Origin of the sequence: Tepidiphilus olei, assembly GCF_006980705.1 — a bacterium.
Classification (GTDB): Bacteria; Pseudomonadota; Gammaproteobacteria; order Burkholderiales; family Rhodocyclaceae; genus Tepidiphilus; species Tepidiphilus olei.
This window is the reverse complement of the sequence record NZ_SBHO01000002.1, coordinates 303,046-328,681: the sequence shown is the minus strand read 5'-3', so window position 1 is coordinate 328,681 and position 25,636 is coordinate 303,046. Positions and strand designations below refer to the sequence as shown.

Here is a 25,636-nt window from a genome sequence, read left to right as displayed (position 1 = left end):
CAATCTCCCTCAAGCGATTTGGGCTTTGACATATGGCGTTGCCGTGACCATAGGCCACCAACCGTCCGCTCCAGCTGCGAAAGTGAGGCGACCCAGCTGACGGTGCCAATACCCTTCATTGCCGAATTCATCCCGCCAGGACCACAAGCGGCGGGTAAAGGTATGCAGCCGATGTTCGCGGGTGAACCCCATCGCACCATGGACCTGGTGCGCGATCGCCGCCGCACTGCCTGCCGCTTCGCTGGTTCTCGCCTTGGCCACCGCGATCGGCAGCAGCGTCGGCCCTTCGATCAGCGCTTCGGCGCCGATGTCCGCAGCCGCCGTTGCCGTGACCACCCAGCCGGCAAGCACGGCGAGGTTCTGCTGCACTGCCTGGAATTTCCCCAACGGACGGCCGAACTGCACCCTCTCGTTGGCATACTGCACGCTCAAATCCAGCACCTGCGTCAGCGCCCCGGCGATCTGCAGCGCCCGCAGCGCCGCCGCTGCACCTTCCCATTGGGACCAACCGAATTCCTCAGGCAAAGAAGCCACCGCGGTGTCGGGAAGCACGAGGTCGAAACGCACCGTATCGCGAGGTTCACCGGCAAGATTGTTGCCTGGCTCGAGCGCCAGACTATGACTGGGTACTCGTGCCAGATAAAACCGCTGTTCTTCGGGCGCCTGTGCCAAAACGATCACATGGCGTGCCCAACGGGCCCAAGGCACGCTTTCGAGCGCTCCCCTCAAGTGCCACCCCCCAGAGGTGGCGCGCATCGCGGGAAGCTGACGCTGATGCACCGGGGCAAAAGTCGTCGGCCCTTCTTCGATCGCGAGCCCGCTGATCGCCGCCAGTCGATTGGCGTACATCGTCTCGACGAGCGGCAGGGGAACGGCGTACTGCCCCACCAAGCGCACCACTTCCATCGCCTCAGCCGGATCCACGCCATACCCACCAGCTGACTCTGGAACCCAGACTCTCGGCAAACCAAGCTCTTCGCATTGTGCCCAAGCTTCTCGAGGCCACAGTCCACCTTCCATCGCCTCGATCAGCTCTTTCGTTACGAGCGCTTCAAAAAGCCGCGAAACGGTATCCTTCAATAAATGCTCACTCATGGTCTTCGTCTCCAGGAAAAGGAAAAATACGCCCACCCTGCCGTACAGTCCGATCGCACCCCATCTAAACCCTCAATTCGCCGAATTCGGCAACCACAAAATCAGCTGGGGAAATGCAACGAAGATGCCAACGAGAACGAGGTGCGCAAGGACATAAGGCGTCACCCCGCGGAAGATCTCGCCCACGGGCCGATTCGTCGCCCGTGCCACCACGAAAGCATTCAACCCCAAAGGCGGCGTGACCAAACCGACCTCGGCCATCAAGATGACAATGACACCGAACCAGATCGGATCGAACCCCAAGCTCGTGACCAAAGGCAGAATCACCGGCACCGTGATCGTCAGGATGGCGATCTGATCTAGGAAAAATCCCAACACGAGATACAGCAATAGAATCGCCACAATGACCAGGTAGCGATTGAGTCCCAACGAGGAAACCCAAGCGATCAGATCCTGGGTGAATTGCGTCATGGTGAAGAAATAACCGAATATTTTTGCCCCAATGATGATGGTGAAAATCATGCAGCTTGCGCGAACCGCTTGACCGACAGCGCCCCATAGCTGGGATTTACTAGCGTTAGCCCGCATGGAGAGGAGTAGCGCACCAAAAGCGCCCAGGGCCGAAGCCTCGGTCGGCGTGGCGATTCCAGCATAGATCACGCCGGTTACGAGGAGGATGAGCACCACCATGGGGCCGGTGATACGCAGGGAAGCCAGCCTTTCCTTCCATGGCGCTTTGGCGGTCGTGGGTGCAAGCCGCGGATCGCGGATGACGAGAAACCTCACGGTCAAGGCGATGGTGAGGGTAACGAGCACTCCCGGTATGATGCCGGCAAGGAGCATCGGTCCGACGCCGATGCCGGCGATGATGGCATACACTACCATGGCGATGCTGGGCGGAATGAGCATTGCCAAGGTTCCAGAGATGGCGACGACTCCAGCCGCCATACTTCTCTCATAGCCGTGCTTGATCATCGCCGGCAGGCTCGCTACCGACAAGGTTGCAGCAGCAGCGGTGCTCGAGCCGGTGATCGCCGCCAGACCAGCCCCAGCAAGCGCCGTCGCAATCCCCAGACCTCCGCGTAAATGACCGATGAACTTCGTCGCCGTGTCGAACAAATCATCGGCGATCCGGCTGACGATGATGAACTCGGCCATCAACAGAAACATCGGCAAGGTCACCAGATCGTAGCCGCTGGCCGTAGACAACGGCACCGTCTGCAGCACACCGAAGACCGTATCGTACCCTCCGAGATAATACAGGCCGGCTATGCCACAAAGTGCCAGAGCAAAACCGATCGGCATTCCCAGCGCTAAAAGGGCGAAGAGTAGCGCCAGAGAAATCATGGCCAACATGTCAAATCTCCTCCACGTCCGAATGGGCCTGCTCGGGAATGGAGGGATCGCGACCATTCCAAAACGCGAGAATGAAAACGAGGCTGCGCATCACCCCCCGCAACAGCAACAGAAAGCAGCCGAGGAACATCACGGCGGAATAGATCCAGGTTGGCCAGGGAATCAAACCGGAAGTGACGGATCCCGCTTTGAAGTCCTCCCAGGAAATGACCGCGGCGCTCCAAGAAAATCCGGCGAAGACTACCAGCGACAAAATCATTCCTAAAGCATACATAGCATAGGATGCCCGCTTAGGAACGGTATTCACGACCAGATCGACGCCGATGTGCTGTCCTTTATGCAGCGTATCGGCAAGCGCCATGAAAAAAGCAACTGGCATGAGATAGAGCGAGATGAGATCGAACGACCAGGAAAGGGGGGCACGAAGGAAATAGCGCGCGACGACGTCGGTGACAATCAACAGCATCATCGCCACCATCGCTACGCAGGCAACCCACATCGCCAGCCGCTCGAAACGCTCCAGCACGCAATTGATCCGAGCAACACAAGAAGCGTTTGAGTGGTCCATCGATTCTCCAAAACGTCGAGCACCACGAAAAACCGTCGCGAGCGGTTACAGAGCGAGATACCCGGGCACCAGCTATCTCACAGATAGACGAGCATCCTGGGCCCGGAGAACGCAGCGGCACCCGTACCGAAGAGCTATTCGAGGTACATTACGGTTTGCACGGCTAAAAACCCACTGGCCGCAAAAATTAGCGCTGGAGGTCTTTGGTTTTTAGCAGATTTTCCTGATATTCCTTCAGGACCTGAGTGCCGGGTTTGCCCCGCTTGTCGAGGGTTTGGGCCCATTCGCTCGCCACGGGGTCGAGACGCCGCCGCAGTTCTTGGTGATCTTCGTCTGAAAACTTGACCATCCGCCATCCCATTTCTTCGAGACGCCGTATGTTGTCGTTGTCTTCATCGTCGGCGACTTTACAGGCGACGTTCTGGATTTCTTCACTCGCCTGGGTGATCGCTTTCTGCAATTCAGGAGAGAGCGCACGCCATTTGCGTTCGTTGATCACGTAGGTAACGACGAAAGAACCGAAGTTCTCGCCGACGGTGGAAGCATTGATGATTTTCTCCACGCCGTAGGAGAAAACACTCGTAAAAGGAAAGATCGCGCCATCGACAGTCCCGCGCATCATCGCCTCATAGACTTCGGGCGATGGGATCTGCACTGGCGCCGCCCCGAGTTTGCGCACGGCAAGCTCTTTCGCCCCGCCCGTGACCCGCACACGCAACCCTTCGATGGATTTCAGGTTCTCGAACTTCACCTTTGGCGCCGTCATCAGCTGGTACGGCGGCAGGACCACGGTCCACAAAAGACGCACGCCGTTGGGGGCAAACTCTTGTTTATCCAGGATGCCGCCGGGGGCTGCCATGCGCTGAAATGCCGGCGTTCCCTCGCAGGAAGATTTGAAATCCAAGGGAAGCTCGGCCACTACCGACAATGGCATCTTGTCTCCGACGAAGGCGGGCGCCACATAGCCGATGTCGATGACCCCGGTCGAGGTGAGCGAGAGGAGATCTTTGGCTTTACCGATCTGCTCGGCGGGATAGTATTCGAGTTTGAGCTCACTGCCTGCTAGCTGTTTGATCCGCTCGATCCACGGTCGCGTCAATTTCTGGACGATGAAATGCTCGTTGGGAAATGAATCACCGACGCGCAATTTCGTCTCGGCTGCAGCATTCAAGGAAATGGCGGCAATAATGCAGAGCAACGCCTTGTTTTTCATCTTCGTCCCCTCCCCTTTGGTAAATGGATTCATGTGTGCGAAACGATGACACCGCTCGCTAGCCAACGCTGGGTCGATTCTGCATCTACGCCCCAATCACGCAAAATGGCTTCGGAACTCGCACCCGGCGCTTCCGGCGGCTGCAGGCGCTCCGCTGCGATAGCATGTCCGCTGAAGCGGGGCGCCGGTGCGGGTTGCACGATGCCATCGAGCGTCACATAGCGACGTCGGGCGCGGTGGTGGGGATGATCGGGCGCCTCTTCGAAAGTAAGCACCGGCGTGACGCAGGCATCGCTGCCGTCGAAGAGTGCGGCCCACTCATCACGCGTCTTTTGCCGGAAGCGCTCGGAAAGGAGGCGGCGCCCTTCGTCCCAGTTGGCGCGATCGTCGAGATCGGGCATCTGCTCGCGCAAGCCGAGTTTGTCGAGCAGGAGATCGCGGAATTTGTGCTCGATCGCGCCGACGGCGACGTACTTCCCATCGGCGCATTCATAGACGTCGTAGAACGGGGCGCCGCCATCGAGCACATTCTCGCCCCGCGGATGATTGTATAGACCCGCGGCGCGCAGCCCTATGAGCGGTGTCGACAGCGCAGAGACCCCATCGATCATCGCTGCATCGACCACCTGCCCTTGGCCACATTCGCGGGCACGCAGGATCGCCGCCAGCAACCCCAGGACAAGAAACATGGTGCCGCCCGCATAATCGCCGAGGTAGTTGAGCGGCACGGTGGGCGGCGCCCCCTTGCGGCCGATCGCCTCCAAGGCGCCGGTGAGCGCGATGTAGTTGATGTCGTGGCCAGCCGTATGAGCCAAGGGACCTTCCTGCCCCCAGCCGGTCATGCGGCCATAGACGAGACGAGGGTTGCGGGCCAAACACACGTCGGGACCAAGGCCGAGTCGTTCCATGACGCCAGGGCGGAATCCCTCGATCAAGGCATCGGCCTGCTCGATCAGGGCCAAAGCGCATTCCACGCCTTCGGGGCGTTTCAGGTCGATCGCGATCGAACGTCGCCCTCGGGCTGCCAGATCGAAGCGGACGGGACGTGCAAGCCCGAGGTCTACCGGCTGAGGTCGATCGATGCGAATCACCTCGGCACCGAGATCCGAGAGCAGCATCGCCGCCAGCGGCGCCGGACCGATTCCGACCATCTCTACCATGCGCAGACCAGACAGAGGTCCCACAGATCGTTCTTTCATTGTCCCCTCCTTTGGGTACACCCACTCTTCAATACGACTTCGGCAATCCCAATACCCGCTCGGCGATGAAACACAAGGCCAGCTGCGGGCTCACGGGGGCGATGCGCGGAATCATCACTTCCCGAAGATAGCGCTCGACATGGTATTCCTTGGCGTAACCGAAACCACCGTGGGTCATCACGGCCGTCTGGCACGCGGCAAAGCCCGCCTCGCCGGCAAGGTATTTCGCCGCATTGGCCGCGGCCCCGCACGGCATGCCTTGATCGTACTGCCAGGCCGCCGAGAGCACCATCAACCAAACCGACTCGAGTTCGGCCCAGCTCTTGGCCAGAGGATGCTGAATGGCTTGATTCTTCCCGATGGGGCGGTCGAAGACGATGCGCTCCTTGGCATAGCGGACGGCGCGCTGCACAGCCATGCATCCTAAACCGACGGCCTCGGCGGCGATCAAGATGCGTTCCGGATTCATCCCGTGCAAGATGTACTCGAACCCGCGCCCCTCCTCACCGATGCGGTCCTCTTCGGGGATCTCGAAGTCTTCGAAGAAGAGTTCGTTCGAATCGACGGCCTTGCGCCCCATTTTGTCGATCTCGCGCACGCGCACGCGCGCACGATCGAGCCGCGTGTAGAAGAGGCTGAGTCCGAAAGTGGGTTTTTCGACCTCTTCGAGCGGGGTCGTGCGTGCGAGCAGCAGGATGCGGTCGGCCACCTGTGCCGTGGAAATCCAGACTTTCTGGCCATTGACGAGATAGCGATCGCCTTTCTTGACGGCTCGCAGCTTCAAGCGGGTAGTGTCGAGCCCCGTATTGGGTTCGGTCACGGCAAAACACGCCTTTTCCTCGCCCCGGGCAATGGGCGGCAACATGCGCCGGCGCTGCGCTTCGGTGCCGAAACGCACGACGGGGTTTAGTCCGAAGATGTTCATGTGCACGGCGGAGGCACCCGACATTCCAGCCCCGGATTCGGCGACGGTGCGCATCATGATCGCAGCCTCGGTGATGCCCAGACCAGAACCACCGTATTCTTTGGGAATGCATATCCCGAGCCAGCCTCCACGACCCAGCGCCTCGTAGAATTCCTGGGGAAAGCCCCCTTTTCCGTCTCGCTCGAGCCAATATTCGTCGCCGAAATCGGCGCAGATCCGAGCAACGGCTTCACGGATCGCTTCTTGCTCTTCGCTGTAGCGAAAATCCATCGCATCCTCTCCTCTTCGGATGCCTCATTCATTCGATACGTCAGCCCCTCGTTTGCCTTCAGGGGGCGAGCGTACGACGCCAGCCTCGTACAGGGCGGCGATTTCCTCGGGAGCGAAACCTGCCTCGCGCAGCACCTCCTCGCTGTGCTCGCTCAGGCGCGGCGCGAGCCGCTCGGGTTTGGCCGCCGTGCGCGACCACCGAACCGGTACCGCCATCGAGCGGATACGTCCTTCGGTAGGATGCTCCACCAGGCGGAAAAACTCGGTGGCGCGCAAATGGGGGTCTTCGAGGATCGTGTCGAAGGTGTGCATGGGCATGGCAGGAACGTCGGCCTGCTGCAGCAGTTCGAGCCATTCGGTGGTCGTCCGGGTGAGAAAGATGCGCGACAATTCGGCGTAGACTTCGTCGATGTGGGCCATGCGCGAACGGAAATCGCTGAAGCGCGGATCGGCTTGGGGCAGATCCGGGCGCCCGATGGCAGCGAAGAAGCGACGCCAATGACCGTCGTTGTAGAGCAAGGCGCAGACATAGCCATCCTGCGTCCGATAGGGTCGTCGGTCGGGCGACAGCTGCCGTACATACCCTCCTCCGCCCAGAGGAGGCTCGTAGGTGAGTCCGGAGAGGTGATCTCCGAGCACGAACCCCACCATGGTCTCGAACATGGGAATGTCCACGCGCTGCCCGCGGCCGCTGCGCTCACGCTCGACGAGCGACGCGAGAATGGCGTTGACGGCGACTAAACCAACGACGCGATCCGCCACGGCGCAAGGGACGTAGCGTGGCTCACCGTTATTGACCAAAGAGAAGAGATAGGGAAGAAGCGCCCCTCCTTGAATCAAATCATCATAAGCAGGACGCTCTGCATAAGGCCCGTCCTGGGCATAGCCGAACATGCCGGCATAGACGATGCGGGGATTGACGGCAGCGACTTCCTCATACGACAAACCGAGCCGCTGCATGGCCTGGGGGCGAATGTTGTAGGTGAGGACGTCGGCCGTAGCACACAGGCGCAGCAGAGCATCACGCCCCGCTGCTTCCTTGAGATTGAGGGCGATCGAGCGCTTGGAACGGTTGGTATTGAGGAAAACGCATCCCATGCCCTCATGGCGAGTCGGGCCGATCTGCCGGACGATGTCTCCTTCCAAGGATTCGACCTTGATGACGTCGGCCCCAAAGTCCCCCAGCCATTGCGTCGCGTAAGGTCCCATCAAGACCGAAGTCATGTCGACGACGCGGATGCCCTGTAAGGGTCCCATCTCCTCCTCCTATTTGTCCATGAACATGGACATTTTTATCATCTTCGTGTTATGGTAATCCCACTACTGGGGCGGGTCAAGTGAAATAACGCTCTATAACGCCCATTTGTCCATTATCAAGGACATGAAATCCACAGGGAAGAAAAAATGATCGTCAAACAGGTGAGCCAAGTACTCGATCTTCTGGAATTTTTTGCCCATCGACGGGAGCCGGCCAACCCTTCGGAGATCGCCCGTCATTTCGCTTGGCCGCGTTCGAGCACTTTCAACCTCGTACAGACGCTCGTCGAACGGGGGTATCTCTACGAGCCAAAGCCGCGGCAGGGTTATTACCCGACGCCACGTTGGCTTTCCCTGGCGCAGGAGATCAGCGCCGCCGAACCCCTTCCCGAAGAAGTAAACCGTCTTCTGCGAGATCTCGCCGAAATCACGGGGGAGACGGTTGGGATCACGGCGGCAAGCGGAACGCACGTCGTCTTCCTCGAGGTGATTCCTTCACGCCATCCCATTGCCTATCAGGCCTACGTGGGCAAGCAATTGCCTCTGCATGCCACGGCCTCGGGGCAGGCCATCCTCAGCCAGATGCCACCGTCACAGGTTGCGAGCTTGCTGCGGCGCACCGTGTTCGAGCGCTACGGTGAAGGTACGCCTATGAGCATCGAGGAGATCGAGACCCAGATCAAACAATCGCTGCACCGTGGATGGTTTAGCAGCGCTTCGGCCTATACCCAGGATCTAGGAGGCGTCGCCGTACCGCTGGTGCTCAACGGCAGAATCTTCTCTTTCACCGTCGCCGGACCTCTTTTCCGCATCGGGAATCACATGGACGTCATTGCCCGGCAGATGCACGAAGGCGTTTCCCGTCATCTTGGCCCGGACTATTTCGCAACCCATGTACCGAACCTCTATCGCTTGCCCGTCGGCAGTGCCTCATGAAGCGCCAAAAAGCCGAGCCGTCGCCACCGGGTTCGACGGAAAATAGAAGTGCATGTAGCTCGCCGTGAGCCGGCCTTGGCGGTAAATCGCCTCGCCACCGGCGCCGCGGGTCTTGCGCGCAAGAGCGAGCGGCGCGAGCGTCGTCTCGAACGTGGAGTAGTGGAAGGTGTGGCCGGTGAGGCGTCCCTCGGGGAGATCCCCTTCCAGCACGCCGAGGCCGGCAAGCCTCGATTGCATGCGCGCCTGGCCTGGAATCAGACCGAACATCGGCCAGGACCGGCCCGCGGCATCGACGAGGGTCTCGGCGCAGGCGATCATGCCGCCGCACTCGGCGAGCAGCGCCTTGCCCGACTGCACGTGGGCGGCGAGTGCCGCGGCCATCGGGCGGTTGGCGGCGATCGCCGCTGCGTGCAGCTCGGGGTAACCACCGGGCAACCAGACGGCATCACACGGCGGCAGGGCGGAGTCCGCGAGCGGGGAGAAGAAGACCGTGCGGGCCCCGAGGGCGTGCAGGGTCTCGAGATTGGCGGGGTAGAGGAAACAAAAAGCGGCATCGCGCGCCACCGCCACCGTCTGCCCGGCGAGGAGCGGCGGAAGGGACGATGGGGCATCTGCCGGCAGAAAGGCGACCGGCGGCGGCAGCGCTGCGGCCTCGGTCTGGCCGATGGCCTCGGCCATGCGATCCAGTCGCGTTTCCAGGTCAGCGATTTCAGCGGCGGGCAGCAATCCCAGGTGGCGCTCGGGAAGGGTCATCGCCTCGTCGCGCGGCAAATGCCCAGCCCAGGCGATGTCCTCGGGCAGCGTGTCGCGGCACAGCCGCGCGTGCATGGCGCTACCGATGCGGTTGGCGAGCACGTGGGTGATCGGTGCCCCTTCGCGGTAGTGTTTCAATCCCCAGGCCACGGCGCCGAAACTGCCGGCCATGGCACTCGCATCGATGACGAGCAGGATGGGAAGATGCAGACGGCGCGCGAGTTCGGCGGCGCTGGGTTCGCCGTCGTGCAACCCCATCACGCCTTCGACGAGGAGGAGATCGGCGTGCCGCGCCGCACGCGCGAGGCGCCAGCGGGCATCTTCTTCCCCGGCCATGCGAAAGTCGATCGTCTCGCAAGGCGCACCCGAGGCGAGTTCGTGGATCTGCGGATCGAGAAAATCCGGCCCGCATTTGAACACGCGCACCCGTCGCCCCTGGCGGGTATGCCAGCGCGCGAGCGCCGCCACCACGGTGGTCTTGCCGTGACCAGAAGCGGGAGCGGCGACGAGCCAGGCGGGACAGTTCACCATTCGATCCCCGGCATGGCCTTCACCCCCGCCTGGAAAGCGTGTTTGACGAGTCCCATCTCGGTGACGGTGTCGGCCGCTTCGACCAACGCCGCCGGCGCGGCCCGCCCGGTGACGATGAGGTGCTGGTGGAACGGGCGCGCGCGAAACACCGCCAGCGCCTCTTCCAGGTCGAGCCAGTGATACTTGAAGGCGTAGGTGAGCTCGTCGAGGATCACGAGCGCCACGCCCGGATCGGTGAGCGCGGCGCGGGCCGTCTCCCAGGCGGCGCGGGCGGCGGCTGCGTCGCGCGCCGGGTCCTGCGTCTCCCAGGTAAACCCCTCGCCCATCACGTACCAGCGCACCGCCGGGTGGTGACGGAAGAAGGCTTCCTCGCCGGTATCGGAGCGGCTCTTGACGAACTGTACGACCACGGCGTTCATGCCGTGCCCCAGGGCGCGGGCGAGCACGCCGAACGCGGCGCTCGATTTCCCCTTGCCGTTGCCGGTATGGAGCAGGAAGACCCCCCGCTCGAGCGACGCCCGGGCGATGCGTCCGTCGATCACCACCTTTTTGCGCTGCATGCGGGCGCGATGGCGTGCCGCGTCTTCTTCAGCCATCGGATTCCTCCGCGAGCAGGGCGGCGAGATAGTCTTCCGGCAAGGCGTAGCGTCGGGCCAGGCTCGCCGGGCTCTCGCCGCTTGCGCGAATCTCGCGCAACCACCCCTCGAGGCCGCTCGAAAGCGAGCGGCCGGCCTGCTCTCCCTCACGCGCCTGACGTTCCCCCTCGTCGAAAACGTACTTTTCGCCATAGCCGCGCGGCGTCACCATCAGTCCGTGGCGCACGAAGGTGCGGGAATTGCCCACCAGCACCGTCGAGAGCATGCCGATCTCGGCCTCGGCCATGCGCTCGAGCGTGGTCAGTTCGATGTACTGTTTCGGTCGGTAGGCGGATTTGACGATGGCGACCGGCGTATCGGGCGCGCGGTGGCGCAGCAGCAGCCGCTGAGCTTCGACGATGTGGCGCGTGCGCCGTCCGCTCTTGGGATTGTAGAGGGCGACGACGAAATCGGCGGCGGCAGCGGCTTCCAGCCGCCGGGCGATCACCGGCCAGGGCGTGAGGAGATCGGAGAGCGAAATGGCACAGAAATCGTGCGTGAGCGGCGCGCCCACCAAGGCGGCGCAGGCGTTGATGGCCGAGGCGCCCGGAACGATCTCCACGGCCACGTCTCCCTCGGGCTGCCAGCCGGCGGCAAAGAGCACCTCGAACGTCGGCCCGGCCATGCCATAGACCCCGGCATCGCCCGACGAGATGAGCGCCACCGTCTTGCCCTGCCGGGCACGCTCGAGCGCCTCGACCGCCCGATCGAGCTCCTCGGTCATCGACTTGCGGATCACCTCTTTGCCTTCGAGCAACGGCGCCACCAGGCGCACGTAGGTGACATAGCCGATGACCGTGTCGGCTTCGGCGATGGCCTGCCGCGCGCGGGCACTCATGTGCGCCTCGCTGCCGGGGCCGATACCCACCAGAAAGATCTTGCCGCGCGCGGCAACCTCGGTTTCCTTCATGACATCCTCGCAATCGAGACGGTGGCATTGCGGCCGTCTGGGCCGCGGTAGCGGTGTTTTTCCACGATCAAGTCCTGCATTGGCGCGCCGGCGGCAAGCAGCGCCGCCGCCTCGGCCACCGAAGGCGTGCCGGTGTGGCGGCGCACGACTTCGGAAGGATGCGGCACCGGCACTGCCGCCAGTTCCTCGGGGGAATAAAAGCGCAGCGGACAGGAGAGCCGCGCGGCGAGGGCAAGCAGCCCCGGCTCGTCGGCCTTGAGGGTGATGCTGGCAAGGAGAACGATCGCCTCGGGCGAGAGCCCGACGCACTCGAGCGCCTGCGAAAGCGCCGTCTCCAGGGTGGCGAGCGACGTGCCCCGATCGCAGCCGATTCCCACGGCGACTTTCATGGCGACTCCGGCGGACGATAGATCACGCGCCGCCCGGCCCACTGAGGGTGATCCTCGGCGCGGCCTTCGCGCGTGATCCACAGAAGAGCGGCATAGCGAGCCGGATCGGCCTCCTCCAGCCGATCGAGCCTGACGAGGTTCGCCGGCAGCGGACCGCTGCGCCCGTTGGCGTGCCCGCGCCACCAGTCGGTACTGCCCGCTTCCTGCACCAAGGCTACCGGCTCGTCGTTGACCACGGCCGCGCTGCAGTGCACGATCTCGTCGTGGCTTGCCTCGAAGTGCCAGCCGAGCTCGCGCCCCAGCAGATCGACGCACAGGGTTTCGCGGGCGTCCGATGCCGTGGTGAGCACGGCCGTAGCCCCCAGCGCGAGCGCCAGATGCCCGGCGAGCGCGTTCGCTCCGCCCAGATGCCCCGAGAGCACGGGAATGACGAAACGCCCTGCCTCGTCGAGCACCACCACCGCCGGATCCTGCTCCTTGTCGCGCAGATGCGGGGCGATGAGCCGCACCACCGCCCCCAGCGAGACGATGGCCACGATCGCATCGAAGGCGGCAAAGAGCGCCGGGATCTGCTCGCCCGTCTTGCCCTCATAGCACTGCGCCCTGCCTGGAGCCGCCCGCTGCGCCAGTTCGGAGAATTTGGCCGGCGCGAAAACCCGGGCGCCGGGCAGCGCCGCCGCCACCCTGCCCGCCAGCGCGAGGCCGTGTTTGGTGATCGCCACCACCGCGCATCTCATGACGGCACCTCCAGTGGTTTCTTGCGGCAACCGCGCCGCAGCTCGCCACGCGGCAGGCCCTGCTGGCGCACGATCAAGAGCGAGAGGTAATTCACTTTTTCTCCCGTGAGCGTGGCCACGTCCCGGACGAGACGCTGCTCGGGCGCACCGACTTTCTCGCAAAAAAACGTCTGCCCGAGCAAGTCACGGCGGGCAAGGAGCGCCAGGATCTCGTCGAGCAGGGGTTTGACCTTGAGCAGCACCACGGTGTCGAACTCGTCGAGCAGATGATCGATCACGCCGATGCCGTAGGCGACCGGAATCACGGCCACCCGATCGTCCTCCTCGGCGAGCGGCACGCCGGCCGCGGCGGCCGCGGCGAGGAAAGAAGGGACGCCGGCGACGGTTTCGATCGTGCAGCCCGGTGCGTGCGCCTCGAGCGTACGGGCCAGATGCCCGAACGTGGCGAACGTGGAGGCGTCCCCCTCCACCAGGAAAACAAATTCGGACGTCTCCCGCGCCAGCTCGATCACTTGCTGCGCCGCCCGCTGCCAGGCGCGCTCGAGCACTTCCGCTTGGCGCGTCATGGGGAAGACGAGGGGCACGGCGTCTTCGGGCACGGCGAGGCCCGCGCGGCGCACGATGTCGAGGGCGTAGGAGTCGCCGCCGCTTCGCTTCACCGGATAGAGCCAGCGCGCCCCGCTCGTGAGCGCCTCCCAGGCACGCCGGGTGATGAGGCCCGGATCGCCCGGGCCGAGCGAAACACCGGTGAGTTTCATTCTCCCTCCTTGGCCACGGTGACGATCCACACCGGGTTCTGCGCGGCGAGCCGGTGCATGTCGAGGATGGGTTTGCTGCGGCTCGCCTGCAGCTGCACCACCTCCCAGGGAAAACCCGAGGAACGCACCGCCGCTATCGCGGTAGCGAGATTTTCCAGCGTCACGAAATTCATCACCAGGCGGCCGCCGTCCTTGAGCCGTGCGAGCGCGAGTGCGATCAGCTCGGGCAACTCCCCGCCCGAGCCACCGATGAAGACCGCATTCGGCGCCGGCCATTCGTCCAGTCCTTGCGGCGCCCGCCCCTCGACGAGGACGTAGTTGGCCACGCGCAAGCGGCGGGCGTTCTCGCGGGCATTGGCCACCTCGGCCGGGTTCTTCTCGATCGCCCAGACCTCCCCCTCGGGGCACAGACGGGCGCACTCCAATCCCACCGAACCGGACCCCGCGCCGATGTCCCAGACGCAGGCATCGGGCCGCAACCGGAGCTTCGCCAGCGACAATGCCCGCGCCTCCTGCTTGGTGATGAGCCCCTTCTCCGGCGCCCGCTGGGCGTATTCCGCGTCTTCCAAGCCGAAAAGCGGCGATTCCCCGCCGTGGCGCTCGATGAGCACCACGTTGGGATCGGGAAATTCCCTTCGCGCCGCTTCTTGCGGCGTGAGCGGCCCGAAGAGCGCCTCGTCGGCGAGCAGCAAACGGCTCGCCACCCGCATCCGTATCTCTTCGCCATAGCCGCAGTCGATGAGGGCGCGGGCGATGCGTGCCGGACCGTTCTCCGGGCTGGTGAAGACCGCCACGTGCCTCGCCCGGGCCACGGCGCGCAGTACCGGCGACAGCGGATGCCCCGGACCCGCCGAAAAAGACCAGTCACCCGCGTCGCGTGCATGGCAACTGGCGATGCGCACCTCCTGCCACGGCAGCTTCCAGCGGGCAAAGGCGAGCTGCAGGGTCGAGACGGCCGGCAACACGTCTACCCGCGCCTCCCCCAGGCGGGCGATCAACCACGGGGCCAGGCCGTGGCACAGCGGATCGCCCGTGGCGAGCACCGCCACTTTCCGCCCACTGCCGAGCGCCTCTTCCACCCAGCGCGGCACTTCGGCCAAAGCGCTGTCGAGCGCACGCCATTCGCGACCTTCCGGCAGGTGCGGGCGCACGAGGGCGAGAGTGCGCTCCGCGCCGATCACGAGTTCGGCCTCGTGCAGGCAGCGGCGGGACTCCTCTCCCAGACCTTCCCAGCCGTCGTCGAGGATGCCGATCACGGCACAACGTTCAGGCACATTCATCTTCTTCCACCCGGCAGATCGCCTGCCCTTCGAAATCGCACACCAGCACCGTGAGGTGATACTCGCCCGGATGATCCGCCTTCAGACGACGGATCGCGCGCATGGCCACGGCCCGGTGAAACGGCACCGCCAGCCCCAGCTCGGCCAGCCGTTCGGCGCCAAAACGCGCCGTCTCGGCAGCGCGGATCTCCTCGACCACCGCCTCGGGCGCGCCCACTTCGCGGGCAGCCTCGGCGAGCAGATCGCGATCGACTTCGGCCTTCCACGCATGCGTCACCGCCAGCCCCTGGCACATCTTGGTGAGCTTGCCGATCATCGCCCCCACGCAGACATGGCGCACGCGCCGGGCGATCGCCGCGCGAAACGCCGCCTTGACGAAATCGCCCATCTGTACGAAAGCCGCCTCGGGCAGATGCGGCAACTGGCGCATGGCGAACTTCTCGGTGCGCCCCCCGGTGGTGAAGACCACCGTGTCGCAACCCTGCGCCACCGCCACGTCCACGGCCTGCACCACGCTCGCGCGAAACGCCGCCGTCGAATAGGGGCGCACGATGCCGGTGGTGCCGAGAATCGAGATGCCCCCCAGGATTCCCAGACGGGCGTTGAGCGTTTTCTTCGCCATCTCCTCGCCGCCGGGCACCGAGATCCTCACCGCCAACCCGTCGGTGCGCAACAGCGCTTCCGCCACCGCCTGCACGTTCTCGGTGATGTTGCGCCGTGGCACCGGATTGATCGCCGGCCCCCCCACCTCCAGGCCCAATCCCGGCTTGGTCACCACGCCCACGCCTTCGCCCCCCTCGAGGGCAATCACGCCGGCGCGCCCGGGCAGGCGCCGCACCTCGACCGTCAAGTGCGCCCCGTGGGTGGCATCGGGATCGTCGCCCGCATCCTTCACCACCACCGCCCGACACGTGTCGGCGTCGAGGAACACGGTCTCATGCACGGGAAAGCGCACGATCTGCCCGTTGGGCAGACGGCACTCGATCTCGGTGGGCCGCTCGCCGGAGACGAGCGCCCAAGCCGCCGCCCGTGCCGCGGCCGCCGAACACGCCCCGGTGGTAAAGCCGGTGCGGTTGCCGCGTTTCTTCGGCACACTCTTGCGGATTTTCTCCTCGCTCACACGTCCCCTTCTTCCTCCGCGAGCGCGAGCAGGGCATGTAGTGCCGCCACGACGAGGGTGGATCCCCCCTTGCGCCCGCGAATGGCGATCCACGGCACTTCCTGCTGCGCCATGAGCCGCTCCTTGGATTCGGCGGCCGAGACGAAACCCACCGGCATACCCAGCACCAGTGCCGGGCGCACGCCCTCTTCTTCGATGAGACGAATCACCTCGATCAGCGCGGTCGGGGCATTACCGACGGCGACGATCGAGCCTTCGAGCAAGCCCAAGCGGTGCGCCTTGCGCATCGCCTCGACCGCCCGGGTGCCGCCGTTCGCTTTCGCCGCCGCGATCACGTCTTCATCGGCGATGAACTGATGCGCCGTCATGCCGAAATGCGACAGGCGCGGGCGCGACAGCCCCACGCAGATCATCTCCACGTCCGCCACCACGGGCGTGCCCCCCCGGCGGATCGCCGCGATCCCCGCCTCAATCGCCTCGGGGTGAAAGAACGTCAGCCCGTTGAACTCGAAATCGGCACTCGCGTGGATCATACGCCGCACCACCGGCCACTGCGATGCGGCATAGCAATGCGCTCCCCCCACCTCGGCATCGATGATGGCGAAAGAATCGTGCTCGATCGCGCGCCCCAAGGCCGTGAGCTGTTCGGTGATCGCCGTCATGATCCTCCCTCATCCGTGATGATGCGCATGAGCATGTTCGTGGGCCGCAGCAGCGCGGTATTTGCAGCCGTCGCACTCCAGCATCCCCTCTCGCTCCCCGTTCGTCACCCGCGATTCCAGCAACGCCACGAGGCGCTCGTCGAAACCGAAATGACGCGCCAGCGCGAACGCCACCGTAGGATATTGCCGCCGCAGGCGCTCCACCTGCGCCCCGATGCGCTCGATCAGCACTCCGGTGAAGAGATACACGGGAACGATGGCGATCTGCATCATGCCGAGTTTCACCTGCCGCGCCACCACCGTCTCCAGACGCGGCCAGGTGATGCCGGTAAAGGCGAGATCGACCAGCTCGTGGTCATTGGCCTCGAACACCCAGCGCGCCATTTTCGCGAGTTCGGCGTTCCCTCCCGGATCCGACGAACCGCGTCCGAGCAAAATCACGCCCGTGGTAGCCGGATCGGGCACGTCCAGTTCCCGCAATGCCTCCTGCAGCCGCTGCTGGATGAGCGGGAAAAGCTCCGCTCCCATGCCCAGATGCCTGCGCGCCACGAAGTGCACCTGCGGATGTCGTACTCGCGCCCGCTCGATCGCCTCAGGCAGTTCCATCTTCACGTGCCCGGCCGCGTTGAGGATGAGCGGTACCACCACCACCTCGCGCGCGCCTTCCGCCGCCCGATCGAGCCCTTCGTCGAGCAGGATCTCGGCATGCTCGATGAAACACAGTTCGATGCGCCATTGTGGCCGCATCTGCCGCCAGCGCGCCACGAATTCGGCGGTCTCGACGTTTCCCGTCGCCTCGCGCGACCCGTGCGCCACCACCAGCACCGTGCGTTCGTTCATGTATCCCATTCCTTCGTCTTTGCTTTGCGCCAGCGATGCGTAAAGGAAGGGTCGTAGAGCTTGCTGCGTGCCAAATCCGGCCACGACGCCGCCCCCAGCGTGGGGCCGACCACGATCATCGCCTGGCTCACGATTCCCGCCTCGCGGCACGCCCGACGCAATTCCCCCAGCGTGGTGCGCACGATGCGCTCCTCGTCCGCCCAGCTTGCCTTGTGCACCACCAGCACCGGCGACTCTTCCGCCCAACCGGCCGCGCGCAAACCCCGCTCGACCTCGGCGAGCCGCGTGATCGAGAGAAAGAGGCAGATCGTGCTGCGGTGCGCCGCAAGGGACTCGAGCTCCTCACCCGGCGGCATGGGCGTACGCCCGGCCACCCGGGTGAGGATCACCGTCTGCGTCACTTCGGGCAAGGTCATCGATTCGCCCGCGGCCGCCATCGCCGCCATCGCCGAAGACACTCCAGGCACCACCTTCCAGGAAATGCCCGCCGCCGTGAGCGGCCGGGTGAGCTCGATGAGCGCCCCGTAGAGCGTGGGGTCGCCCGTCTGCAGGCGTACCACCGTCTCGTGCGCCTTCGCCGCGGCCACCAGCCACTCGGTCATCTCCTCGAGCGTCATGTCTTTCGAATCGCGGATGAGGCAACCCGGCGGCGCGTAGCGGGTCGCCGCGGCATCCACCAGCGACCCGGCGAAGAGCACGGCACCGGCGCGCTCGAGCAGCTTCTTGCCCTTGACGGTGAGGAGCTCCGGATCGCCGGGGCCGGCGCCGACGAACCATACCGTCCCCGGCATCAGGCCCGACCCATGAAGAGTCGCCGCTGCAACAGCACGGTCTCCCTGCCGCGATGCCAAGCCTTGGCCGCCGCGAGCACCGCCAGGTCGATGAGCGGCTCGACGAGCACCACCGAAAGGTAGGCCACGCCGAACGAAGCGACCTGAGTGAGGTTATCCGTCCCCAGACCTTGACCGTAGAGCGCCCAGAACGCCACCCACGACACCACGCCCCCCTGATAGGCGAGCGACAGGCGCAGCACGTCGCGATAGCGCAGATCGACGTAAGGCGTATGCGGCGCCACGATGCGCCGCGCCAGGAGCGCCGTGGCGAAGAGCGGTACGAGCAAAGTGGTCACGTTCATGCCGAACTGCGGCAGATCGGCAGGCGCGAAGAACATCCCTTGGGCGAGGAGCCCGCCGGCGAGCCCCAGAGCCGCCGCAGCAGGGCCGAAGAGCAACAGCAGGGTGGACCCCAGGATGAGGTGGACCTCGGACACGCCCACCGGTCGATGGGGAAAGACCTCGAAGAAACAGAACACGAGGAAGGACGCCACGAGGGTGCGCAACGCGAGCGCCGCCACCCCGTCCTTTTTCACCGCCTTGGCCGAGAGCAAGAGCGCCGCCCCCAGACTCGCGGCCGCGGTGGCATGACCCAACAACAGTTTGGCGCCCGTGACGACGCCTGGTTCGATATGCATGACCCGTCTCCTTTGCGAAGGCTTCGCCAAGACGAGCCGCACGAGGAGATAAAGGGCCTGAGGAAAGGGGAAGAGAGAAGGACCGCCCCGAACCGTCAGCCAAACCCACACCCCGGGGCTCGCACCAACTACGCACTTCGGGCCGGTCTTCTGGCTCGCCGTCATCCGGTTCGCGCGCCTTCCCATGCCGTTGAAGGCACAGTGGCCGATGCGCTTCCCGTCAGGCTCACAGCAGCGGGGGCTGCGCCGGAATGGCAGGACGATGCCCGCTTCACCGGCTTCCCGTTTCACCCGCTCCCAAGACGTCGGAGCGGGCACCCGAAGCAAAGGCAAGATACACCGCCGCCGCGTACGATGTCAACGCCATGGACTCCAGCCCTCCTTCCTGTGGATCGTGAAGAAACGAGCGCAAGTCCTTGAACGGATTTGTCTCATCCTGGGATTTTCACAAAATTATCCACAAGCCTGTCCCAATTCTGAGGCGAGTTTGTCTGCCATCTCCCGCCAGCCCGCCGACGGTGCACGGATACAAGGATTCTCCGGTAATCGTTTGTGGATCAATGGAAAATTTCCCCATCGGGTGAATTTCCTCCCCAAACCGCCCACTGCTCATCCCAGGGTTTTCCCAAAGTTTTCCCGCCGGGGAAACGTGCAGATGCCTTGGACGGCAAGAAGTTATCCACAGATTTGGAGGAAACATTGTTTACATGGTTTTTTGTTTACTTGATTTGGTTGTCAACCCCTTTCTCACTTCGCCAAAAAAACCATGAAGAAAGGAATGTTTTTGCTCTCCTACCAAAAACCATTTTTAAATTGATGTTTTTTGTGACCGATACGCCACAGTGGACAAGGCGAAGGGAAACCGTGGGAAAGTTTGGGGAAAACTCCCCGTTTTTTCTGGACCCCGGAAAGCATTCGTCTACATCACACCGCTTGCAAGCCCTTCGTTCCCCTTGTTCACCATCAAGAAAAATTCAACGAAATCATCGTTTTTAGTTAGTTTTCCACAGAACCCTGTCAAGCGTAGTAAACACTAGAAGTTTTTATAAAAGATCTGTGTACAACTACCAATCACGGCGTTCCCGTCCTGCTATCTGCTACCCCTTGCCCTCGTCGTCCCTTGCCCCTAGACTTCCCTGCAACCTCCAAGGGGACGTCGTCGTGCACTTCGAACACCGCCTGTTCTTCGCTCCGGAAGAAGCACTCGATGTCGCCGCAGTCTGGCAAGGATTGGCAACGCGCATCGAGCATCCGCAGGAATTCGTCCTGGGGATGACCGGCTGCGACATCCTGGAGCGAGGCCCAGCGCACGTGCTGCGCCGGCTGCACTTCGGCCACGACAGCTACCGTGATCGCGTCGAGTGGGAAGAGGGAAAACGCCTGCGTTTCATCGTCGAACCCCAGGGAGGCCGGCCCGGCGGAACTCTGGAGATCTCGCTCGTCGATGAGCGCGGACGCTTGGGGCTGAATTTTCGCTACGACACCACCCTGGACGAGGCACTGCTCGCGCCCGACGGACGACCCGTGGCCGAATGGCTCGCCAAGGCCTACGCCGCGGCCGATGCCGACACCATGGCGCGCATCGTCGCGATCGCACGGAAGAAACGAGGGAAAGCATGATCGAATTCAAGAACCTGCGACTATACCGATGGGATGGCAAGGAAGGGCGCACCTACTGGAACGAGCTCTTCCTCCGTCGTCCCTTTCTGCCGGTGGGGCCGCAGAACGAAACGAGCGAGGGCTGGGCGCCGCCCTTCGGTGACGACGAGGCCATTGCGGACGTAGGAGGACACTGGCTGGCGCATTGGGTGCGCGAGGAGCGTCTCCTGCCGGCGAGCGTGGTCAAGGCCGAGGCCGAACAGCGCGCCGAGGCGATCGCCGACGAACGGGGCTATCCCCTGTCGCGCAAGGAACTGCGCGAGCTGCGTGAAGCCATTCGCGCCGAGTGGCTACCGCGCGCCTTCACCCGGCGTCGACGCGTGCCGGTGTGGATCGACCCGCGCGAGGGATGGTTCGCCGTCGATGCCGGCAGCCTTGCGCTCGCCGAACGGGTGATCGACACGCTGCGCGCCACTGTCGAACGCTTTCCCTTGAAACCCTGGCGTACCCGGCTCGCCCCCACGTCGGCGATGGCCGACTGGCTGCTCGCGGCGGAGGCTCCAGGCCCCTTCTCGCTCGAAGACGAGGTCCAGCTCGAGGCGCAGGACGACAGCCGCGCCCTCGTGCGCTATGCCCGCCTGCCGCTGGGAGAAGGCAGCGTGGCCGCCGAGATCCGCTCGCACCTCGCGGCCGGCAAACGCCCGACGCGGCTCGCGCTCGCCTACGCCGATCGGCTGAGTTTCGTGCTCACCGCCGACGGGGCGCTCAAACGGCTCGCGCGCACCGATGCGGAGGACGAGACGACGGGCGAGGCGCGCGATGCCCGCGAGCGCTTCGAGGGGCGGTTCTACCTCTTCGCCGAGACCTTGCGTTCCATGCTGCCGGCGCTCTCGGCCGCGCTCGGCGGAGAACTCGGCGAAGAAGGCGAGCAGGGAAAGAGCTCGACCTCGCCGATCTCCGGCAATCCGGGCAGCCAGACCTCGAGCGCATGACAGGCTTCGTCACCCGGGCAGAGGCGATAGGGCGATGCGAACGGCGAATGGGCCAGATGCAGCGCAGGAAGGCGCAAGGCTTCCTCATAGACCCAGACGCCGTTTTCCCTCTTCGCCCGAGGCGGTGGTTCCATCCCTGCCCCCGAACCATGGATGCGGCCTTCGACGAAGACGAGCTGGGGCGACTCGCCCTCCTCGATGCGCCAGCGCTCTTCCCACTGCGTCTTCTCGATCGAATGCTGCCAGCTCAAGGTGAAGACGCTCACCGGTAGCAAGACCGTCGTTCCCAGCACGCTCAGGCAAAGACCGATCATGTCGGCGAAGACCTACGACGATGGCGCCAGACGTGCTGGAACAGGATGATCGCCCCGGCCAGCAGGCCCAATTCATCGGTGATGGGCATGGCGATTACGAGCAAGGCCGCGGCGGCGAAAGCCCACAGCCGCTCGAACCAGGACAGGGGGCCGAGCCAGTAGCCGATCGCCGTACAGCCCCACAGCCAGATCGCCACGATTACTTTGAAGACGATGTAGCCGACTTCCAACCATCCCGGGTCACCCTGCAGCATCAGCGCCGGGGTATACACCGTCATGAAAGGGATGACGAACCCGGCCGCTGCCACACGGATCGCCTGCAAGCTGATGGCCAGACCCGGGGCCCCCGCGATAGGTGCGGCAGCGAAACAGGCCAAGGCCACGGGGGGCGTGAGATCGGCCATGATGCCGAAATAGAAGACGAACATGTGGCTCACGATGAGCGGTACGTCTAGGTGCAACAGCGCTGGGGCGGCGAGCGAGCTGGTGATGATGTAGTTGGGGATGGTCGGGATGCCCATGCCCAGTACCAGGCACACGAGCATCGTCAGGAGCAACGACAAAAAGAGACTTTGCTCTCCTACGGCGAGCACGGCATTGGCAAAGCTCGAAGCCGCGCCGGTGAGGGTCATCACGCCGATGATGACGCCGACCTGGGCACAGGCGATTCCCACCGGCAGTGCCTGGCGCGCGCCTTCGGCCAGGGCCGACACCAAGTCTTTCAGGGTAGGCCGGCTCTTCGTATTCAAGGCGCAGGCAAACACCAGCACGGCGATCAGCACCAACACCGGGGTGATTCCCCAGCGCAGGAAAGTCGAGCACATCACGCCGAGAGCTATCCAGAAGAGGAAACGGAGCGCTTTGGTGAGCAGCGCGGTCGAGAGGATGGTGCCTAGGATCAGAACGACGGTGAGCAGTAATCCGACGAGCCCGGCGAAGAGCGGCGTATAGCCGGAAAAGAGCAGATAGACCAGCACCGCCAGCGGCAGCACCAGGTACCAGCGCTCGCGCACCGCGCGCCACGGATTGGGTAGATTCTCCTTGGGCATTCCGGTCAGGCCCAAGCGGCCTGCTTCGAGATGTACCACCAAAAACGCCGTGAGAAAATAGAGAATCGCTGGGATGAGCGCCGCACGCACCACTTCCACGTACGCTACGCCGATCGTCTCGGCCATGATGAAGGCCACTGCGCCCATCACCGGCGGCATGATCTGGCCGCCCATGCTGGCCGTAGCCTCGACCCCACCGGCGAATTCTGGACGGTAGCCGAAGCGTTTCATCAACCGGATCGTGAACTGGCCGGTCGTCACGACATTGGCTACGCCGCTGCCGTTGATCGTTCCCATCAGTCCCGAAGCGATCACCCCGACTTTTGCCGGACCGCCTTGGGTGTGACCGACCAAACCCAAGGCGAAGTCGGTAAAGAGCTTAAGCATGCCGGCGCGCTCGAGAAAGGCGCCGAAGAGGATGAAGAGGAAGATGTAGGTCGAGCTGACGTAGATGGGAATGCCGTAGATCCCTTCCGTGCCGAAAGAAAGGTGTTCGATCACCTGTTCCCAGGGATAACCGCGGTGATTAAATGGCCCAGGAAGCCAGCGACCATAGACGGCGTAGAGCACGAGTACGCCGCAGATGAGCGGCAAGGCCCAGCCCATCATGCGTTGGGTGGCCAAAAAGACGAGCATCAGGAGCACTGCGCCGACCCATAGATCGATACGGGTCGGATCGCCCGAGCGCAGCATCAACTCATGCTCGAAGATCCATTGATAGAAGGCTACGGCCGCGGAAAGCAGCACGCAGACGAGAAACAGCGATGGAATCAGCCGTTTTCCCCGCACGAAGCCATCTCGGGCGAGGAATCCGAAAGTGAGTATGAGCAGGAAACCGACGTGGACGGCACGCGTGACCAGGGAGGAAAAAGGGGTGAAGGCCGCGGTATAGATTTGAAAGAGCGAAAAGCTCACCGCGACGAGAAAAAGCAGGCGCGACGCGAAGCCTTTTCTCTCATCCTCCGTCTGGTCGAAGCCGTGGTGCATGGTGCACCTATCCGTTTAGCGGAGCACGCCGGCTTCTCGATAATAGCGCTCCGCTCCCGGATGCAGGGGGATCGGCAAGCCGCTGGTGGCTTCTTCGAGTTTGATCCCTTTGGCGGCGGTATGCGCGGCGACGAGCTCGTCGAGATGCTCGAACATCGATTTCGTCATGAGATAGACCACTTCTTCCGGAACGCCGCTGTGCGTCACCAGCAGGTTGCGCACCGCCACCGTCGGGACGTCCTGCTCCTGACCCGTATAGGTGCCGGCCGGGATCACCGCCGGCTGATAGGCCGGGTCGCCGATCTTGGCGACGATTTCCGGCGGCACCGGAACGACGACGATCGGCACGTTGGTCGCGAGGTCGCGGATCGAGGCCACACCGAGTCCGGCGGACTGTAGGGTGGCATCGAGCTGGCGGTTCTTCATCAGTTCGACCGATTCGCCGAAGGGAAGGTATTCGACCTTGCCGAGATCGGCGTAGGAAAGACCCGCTGCGGCGAGTACGGCGCGCGCGTTGAGTTCGGTGCCCGAGCGCGGGGCCCCCACCGACAGGCGCTTGCCTCGCAGGTCCTGCAGTGAGCGGATGCCGGATTCCCTGTTCGCCACGATCTGTATGTAATTAGGATAGATCGCCGCCAGCGCCCGCAATTTGTCGAGCTTCTGCTTGAAACCGGCTTCCTCGTTCCCTGCCCAGGCCTGGGCGACGGCATCACCCAGTGAGAAGGCCACTTCGCCACGACCGGCTTGCAGGAGATTGAGATTTTCCGCGCTCGCCTTGGTCGCCTGGACGCTCGTCTTCGCGCCGGGGATGGCTTCGCCGTAGATCTTGGACAGCGCCACTCCCAGTGGGTAATAGACCCCGCTGGTGCCGCCGGTGAGCACGGTGATGTAAGTCTGCGCTTGGGCTGCGGCGGCGAAAGCGCACAAGCCGAGCGCAGCGACGAAATGACGGATCGCACCCATGGTTTTCTCCTTTGGTCGATGACAAGGACCGGTCTGACGCCAGCTCAGCCGCTTTATAGCAGCCAGAATGGGGGTGGTCAAGCGTTGCGATTTACCGCCATACTCGAAGCGCGAAAGATCGGCTAGCATGGAGCTTATCCAGTTTCTTCGGATCCGGCCATGTCACTCGGTATCGTCGACTACCCCACCTTCCTGCTCGGCACCATTTTCGTCGTACTCCTACCGGGGCCGAACTCGCTCTACGTCATGACATCGGCTTCGAGACACGGCTGGCGCAGCGGCGCCTGGGCCGCACTGGGGGTACTCGTGGGAGATACGGTGTTGATGTGTGCGGCGGTATTCGGGGCTGCGTCGCTTCTGAAGCTCGTACCGGCGCTTTTTCTAGGGCTCAGGCTCGCCGGGGCGGCTTACCTCTGCTGGATCGGCCTGCAGCTGATGCGCGCCGCCTGGCGGGCGAGCCAGGCCATGCGCCGCGGCGAGGCGATCGCCGCGCCCGAAGAAGAAGTGCGCACCGGGGCCTTGCACCCCTTCCGTTCGGCTTTGCTCATCAGCCTGATGAACCCGAAGGCCATTCTCTTCTTCTTTTCTTTTTTCATCCAGTTCGTGGACCCGCAGGCGGGTCATCCGCTGCTCGCTTTCCTGGTGCTGGGCGTGTCGGTGCAGCTGTGCAGCATGACCTATCTCGCTACGCTCGTGCTTGCCGGCGCCAAGCTCGCCGCGGCCTTCCGCCGGCGCCGGCGGCTCGCCATCGGCGGCACCGGCGCGGTCGGGGCGCTCTTCGTCGCCTTCGGGATGAAGCTCGCGACGGCGAGCCTCGAATGAGGCGC

The 25,636-nt window shown here is 63.8% G+C and carries 25 protein-coding genes, 1 pseudogene and 1 riboswitch; of the genes and pseudogenes, 4 read left to right on the top strand and 22 right to left on the bottom strand.

What is annotated here, in order from left to right; all coding sequences use genetic code 11:
* Positions 1-9: 9 nt before the first annotated feature.
* The 7 genes from EPD80_RS04700 to EPD80_RS04670 all read right to left on the bottom strand — a co-directional run bounded on the left by EPD80_RS04700 (position 10) and on the right by EPD80_RS04670 (position 7,883).
* Complete coding sequence (locus tag EPD80_RS04700) at positions 10-1,095, bottom strand: acyl-CoA dehydrogenase family protein (RefSeq protein ID WP_142809812.1); 1,086 nt, start codon at positions 1,093-1,095, stop codon at positions 10-12.
* 72 nt (positions 1,096-1,167) lie between these two features.
* Complete coding sequence (locus tag EPD80_RS04695; RefSeq protein ID WP_142809887.1) at positions 1,168-2,451, bottom strand: TRAP transporter large permease; 1,284 nt, start codon at positions 2,449-2,451, stop codon at positions 1,168-1,170.
* A 1-nt stretch (position 2,452) separates the two neighbouring features.
* Positions 2,453-2,977, bottom strand: coding sequence for a TRAP transporter small permease (locus EPD80_RS04690; RefSeq protein ID WP_185957711.1), 525 nt, complete (start codon positions 2,975-2,977; stop codon positions 2,453-2,455).
* Positions 2,978-3,206: 229 nt separating this feature from the next.
* Positions 3,207-4,232, bottom strand: a complete 1,026-nt coding sequence (locus EPD80_RS04685) for a TRAP transporter substrate-binding protein (protein WP_185957710.1) — start codon at positions 4,230-4,232, stop codon at positions 3,207-3,209.
* A 29-nt stretch (positions 4,233-4,261) separates the two neighbouring features.
* The gene (locus EPD80_RS04680; protein WP_142809807.1) at positions 4,262-5,431 is read right to left on the bottom strand and encodes a CaiB/BaiF CoA transferase family protein; all 1,170 of its coding nucleotides are present in this window, start codon (positions 5,429-5,431) and stop codon (positions 4,262-4,264) included.
* Positions 5,432-5,459: 28 nt separating this feature from the next.
* On the bottom strand, positions 5,460-6,626 hold the full coding sequence (locus tag EPD80_RS04675) for an acyl-CoA dehydrogenase family protein (protein ID WP_142809805.1): 1,167 nt from the start codon (positions 6,624-6,626) through the stop codon (positions 5,460-5,462).
* 24 nt (positions 6,627-6,650) lie between these two features.
* Positions 6,651-7,883, bottom strand: a complete 1,233-nt coding sequence (locus EPD80_RS04670; RefSeq protein WP_142809803.1) for a CaiB/BaiF CoA transferase family protein — start codon at positions 7,881-7,883, stop codon at positions 6,651-6,653.
* A 147-nt stretch (positions 7,884-8,030) separates the two neighbouring features.
* Here EPD80_RS04670 and EPD80_RS04665 point away from each other — a divergent pair, with 147 nt between their 5' ends.
* Entirely contained in the window at positions 8,031-8,819 is a 789-nt protein-coding gene (locus EPD80_RS04665) for an IclR family transcriptional regulator (protein ID WP_142809800.1), read from the top strand.
* Here the strand turns inward: EPD80_RS04665 and EPD80_RS04660 are convergent.
* The 12 genes from EPD80_RS04660 to EPD80_RS04605 are packed head-to-tail and all read right to left on the bottom strand — an operon-like array spanning position 8,814 to position 18,905.
* A complete protein-coding gene (locus EPD80_RS04660; protein WP_142809799.1) occupies positions 8,814-10,103 on the bottom strand; it encodes a cobyrinate a,c-diamide synthase in 1,290 nt (429 codons plus the stop codon). The genes EPD80_RS04665 and EPD80_RS04660 overlap by 6 nt on opposite strands.
* Complete coding sequence (cobO, locus tag EPD80_RS04655) at positions 10,097-10,699, bottom strand: cob(I)yrinic acid a,c-diamide adenosyltransferase (RefSeq protein ID WP_142809796.1); 603 nt, start codon at positions 10,697-10,699, stop codon at positions 10,097-10,099. The genes EPD80_RS04660 and cobO overlap by 7 nt, the downstream gene beginning before the upstream one ends.
* Positions 10,692-11,648: a precorrin-3B C(17)-methyltransferase gene (gene cobJ, locus EPD80_RS04650; protein ID WP_142809794.1), complete on the bottom strand. Its 957-nt coding sequence runs from the start codon at positions 11,646-11,648 to the stop codon at positions 10,692-10,694. Before cobJ ends, cobO begins: the two co-directional genes overlap by 8 nt.
* Complete coding sequence (locus EPD80_RS04645; protein WP_142809792.1) at positions 11,645-12,037, bottom strand: cobalamin biosynthesis protein; 393 nt, start codon at positions 12,035-12,037, stop codon at positions 11,645-11,647. The genes cobJ and EPD80_RS04645 overlap by 4 nt, the downstream gene beginning before the upstream one ends.
* Positions 12,034-12,774, bottom strand: a complete 741-nt coding sequence (locus EPD80_RS04640) for a cobalamin biosynthesis central domain-containing protein (protein WP_142809790.1) — start codon at positions 12,772-12,774, stop codon at positions 12,034-12,036. Before EPD80_RS04640 ends, EPD80_RS04645 begins: the two co-directional genes overlap by 4 nt.
* The gene (cobI, locus tag EPD80_RS04635) at positions 12,771-13,532 is read right to left on the bottom strand and encodes a precorrin-2 C(20)-methyltransferase (protein ID WP_142809788.1); all 762 of its coding nucleotides are present in this window, start codon (positions 13,530-13,532) and stop codon (positions 12,771-12,773) included. Before cobI ends, EPD80_RS04640 begins: the two co-directional genes overlap by 4 nt.
* Positions 13,529-14,812: a precorrin-6y C5,15-methyltransferase (decarboxylating) subunit CbiE gene (gene cbiE, locus EPD80_RS04630; RefSeq protein ID WP_142809786.1), complete on the bottom strand. Its 1,284-nt coding sequence runs from the start codon at positions 14,810-14,812 to the stop codon at positions 13,529-13,531. The genes cobI and cbiE overlap by 4 nt, the downstream gene beginning before the upstream one ends.
* Positions 14,799-15,932, bottom strand: coding sequence for a cobalt-precorrin-5B (C(1))-methyltransferase (locus EPD80_RS04625; RefSeq protein WP_142809784.1), 1,134 nt, complete (start codon positions 15,930-15,932; stop codon positions 14,799-14,801). Before EPD80_RS04625 ends, cbiE begins: the two co-directional genes overlap by 14 nt.
* On the bottom strand, positions 15,929-16,594 hold the full coding sequence (locus EPD80_RS04620; RefSeq protein ID WP_142804058.1) for a precorrin-8X methylmutase: 666 nt from the start codon (positions 16,592-16,594) through the stop codon (positions 15,929-15,931). The genes EPD80_RS04625 and EPD80_RS04620 overlap by 4 nt, the downstream gene beginning before the upstream one ends.
* 9 nt (positions 16,595-16,603) lie before the next feature.
* Positions 16,604-17,434, bottom strand: a complete 831-nt coding sequence (locus tag EPD80_RS04615; RefSeq protein WP_142809782.1) for a sirohydrochlorin chelatase — start codon at positions 17,432-17,434, stop codon at positions 16,604-16,606.
* Positions 17,431-18,225, bottom strand: coding sequence for a precorrin-4 C(11)-methyltransferase (cobM, locus tag EPD80_RS04610; protein ID WP_142809781.1), 795 nt, complete (start codon positions 18,223-18,225; stop codon positions 17,431-17,433). Before cobM ends, EPD80_RS04615 begins: the two co-directional genes overlap by 4 nt.
* A complete protein-coding gene (locus tag EPD80_RS04605) occupies positions 18,225-18,905 on the bottom strand; it encodes an energy-coupling factor ABC transporter permease (protein ID WP_142809779.1) in 681 nt (226 codons plus the stop codon). Before EPD80_RS04605 ends, cobM begins: the two co-directional genes overlap by 1 nt.
* Before the next feature lie 123 nt (positions 18,906-19,028).
* Positions 19,029-19,242: riboswitch (cobalamin riboswitch) on the bottom strand.
* 824 nt (positions 19,243-20,066) lie between these two features.
* Here EPD80_RS04605 and EPD80_RS04600 point away from each other — a divergent pair.
* Both EPD80_RS04600 and EPD80_RS04595 read left to right on the top strand, forming a co-directional pair.
* Positions 20,067-20,525: an AtaL-like protein gene (locus EPD80_RS04600; protein ID WP_185957709.1), complete on the top strand. Its 459-nt coding sequence runs from the start codon at positions 20,067-20,069 to the stop codon at positions 20,523-20,525.
* A pseudogene (locus EPD80_RS04595) lies at positions 20,438-21,355 on the top strand (recombination-associated protein RdgC); the annotation flags it as partial. The gene EPD80_RS04600 and the pseudogene EPD80_RS04595, both read left to right, overlap by 88 nt.
* Here EPD80_RS04595 and EPD80_RS11470 read toward each other — a convergent pair.
* Genes EPD80_RS11470 through EPD80_RS04580 form a run of 3 tightly spaced genes read right to left on the bottom strand, consistent with a single transcriptional unit; the run spans position 21,352 to position 24,809 of the window.
* Entirely contained in the window at positions 21,352-21,810 is a 459-nt protein-coding gene (locus tag EPD80_RS11470; protein ID WP_142804052.1) for a DUF1850 domain-containing protein, read from the bottom strand. The pseudogene EPD80_RS04595 and the gene EPD80_RS11470 sit on opposite strands and share 4 nt — an antisense overlap.
* Positions 21,807-23,846: a TRAP transporter permease gene (locus tag EPD80_RS04585; RefSeq protein ID WP_142809772.1), complete on the bottom strand. Its 2,040-nt coding sequence runs from the start codon at positions 23,844-23,846 to the stop codon at positions 21,807-21,809. Before EPD80_RS04585 ends, EPD80_RS11470 begins: the two co-directional genes overlap by 4 nt.
* Positions 23,847-23,861: 15 nt before the next feature.
* Positions 23,862-24,809, bottom strand: a complete 948-nt coding sequence (locus tag EPD80_RS04580) for a TAXI family TRAP transporter solute-binding subunit (RefSeq protein WP_142809770.1) — start codon at positions 24,807-24,809, stop codon at positions 23,862-23,864.
* A gap of 159 nt (positions 24,810-24,968) precedes the next feature.
* Here EPD80_RS04580 and leuE point away from each other — a divergent pair, with 159 nt between their 5' ends.
* Entirely contained in the window at positions 24,969-25,631 is a 663-nt protein-coding gene (leuE, locus tag EPD80_RS04575; protein ID WP_142809768.1) for a leucine efflux protein LeuE, read from the top strand.
* Positions 25,632-25,636: the final 5 nt, after the last annotated feature.

What these genes read in the sequence shown, in the direction of transcription:
- EPD80_RS04700 (WP_142809812.1), bottom strand. Translation starts at nt 1,095, where the DNA reads ATGAGTGAGCATTTATTGAAGGATACCGTTTCGCGGCTTTTTGAAGCG.
- EPD80_RS04695 (WP_142809887.1), bottom strand. Translation starts at nt 2,451, where the DNA reads ATGTTGGCCATGATTTCTCTGGCGCTACTCTTCGCCCTTTTAGCGCTG.
- EPD80_RS04685 (WP_185957710.1), bottom strand. Translation starts at nt 4,232, where the DNA reads ATGAAAAACAAGGCGTTGCTCTGCATTATTGCCGCCATTTCCTTGAAT.
- EPD80_RS04680 (WP_142809807.1), bottom strand. Translation starts at nt 5,431, where the DNA reads ATGAAAGAACGATCTGTGGGACCTCTGTCTGGTCTGCGCATGGTAGAG.
- EPD80_RS04675 (WP_142809805.1), bottom strand. Translation starts at nt 6,626, where the DNA reads ATGGATTTTCGCTACAGCGAAGAGCAAGAAGCGATCCGTGAAGCCGTT.
- EPD80_RS04670 (WP_142809803.1), bottom strand. Translation starts at nt 7,883, where the DNA reads ATGGGACCCTTACAGGGCATCCGCGTCGTCGACATGACTTCGGTCTTG.
- EPD80_RS04665 (WP_142809800.1), top strand. Translation starts at nt 8,031, where the DNA reads ATGATCGTCAAACAGGTGAGCCAAGTACTCGATCTTCTGGAATTTTTT.
- EPD80_RS04660 (WP_142809799.1), bottom strand. Translation starts at nt 10,103, where the DNA reads ATGGTGAACTGTCCCGCCTGGCTCGTCGCCGCTCCCGCTTCTGGTCAC.
- cobO (WP_142809796.1), bottom strand. Translation starts at nt 10,699, where the DNA reads ATGGCTGAAGAAGACGCGGCACGCCATCGCGCCCGCATGCAGCGCAAA.
- cobJ (WP_142809794.1), bottom strand. Translation starts at nt 11,648, where the DNA reads ATGAAGGAAACCGAGGTTGCCGCGCGCGGCAAGATCTTTCTGGTGGGT.
- EPD80_RS04645 (WP_142809792.1), bottom strand. Translation starts at nt 12,037, where the DNA reads ATGAAAGTCGCCGTGGGAATCGGCTGCGATCGGGGCACGTCGCTCGCC.
- EPD80_RS04640 (WP_142809790.1), bottom strand. Translation starts at nt 12,774, where the DNA reads ATGAGATGCGCGGTGGTGGCGATCACCAAACACGGCCTCGCGCTGGCG.
- cobI (WP_142809788.1), bottom strand. Translation starts at nt 13,532, where the DNA reads ATGAAACTCACCGGTGTTTCGCTCGGCCCGGGCGATCCGGGCCTCATC.
- cbiE (WP_142809786.1), bottom strand. Translation starts at nt 14,812, where the DNA reads ATGAATGTGCCTGAACGTTGTGCCGTGATCGGCATCCTCGACGACGGC.
- EPD80_RS04620 (WP_142804058.1), bottom strand. Translation starts at nt 16,594, where the DNA reads ATGACGGCGATCACCGAACAGCTCACGGCCTTGGGGCGCGCGATCGAG.
- EPD80_RS04615 (WP_142809782.1), bottom strand. Translation starts at nt 17,434, where the DNA reads ATGAACGAACGCACGGTGCTGGTGGTGGCGCACGGGTCGCGCGAGGCG.
- cobM (WP_142809781.1), bottom strand. Translation starts at nt 18,225, where the DNA reads ATGCCGGGGACGGTATGGTTCGTCGGCGCCGGCCCCGGCGATCCGGAG.
- EPD80_RS04605 (WP_142809779.1), bottom strand. Translation starts at nt 18,905, where the DNA reads ATGCATATCGAACCAGGCGTCGTCACGGGCGCCAAACTGTTGTTGGGT.
- EPD80_RS11470 (WP_142804052.1), bottom strand. Translation starts at nt 21,810, where the DNA reads ATGATCGGTCTTTGCCTGAGCGTGCTGGGAACGACGGTCTTGCTACCG.
- EPD80_RS04585 (WP_142809772.1), bottom strand. Translation starts at nt 23,846, where the DNA reads ATGCACCACGGCTTCGACCAGACGGAGGATGAGAGAAAAGGCTTCGCG.
- EPD80_RS04580 (WP_142809770.1), bottom strand. Translation starts at nt 24,809, where the DNA reads ATGGGTGCGATCCGTCATTTCGTCGCTGCGCTCGGCTTGTGCGCTTTC.
- leuE (WP_142809768.1), top strand. Translation starts at nt 24,969, where the DNA reads ATGTCACTCGGTATCGTCGACTACCCCACCTTCCTGCTCGGCACCATT.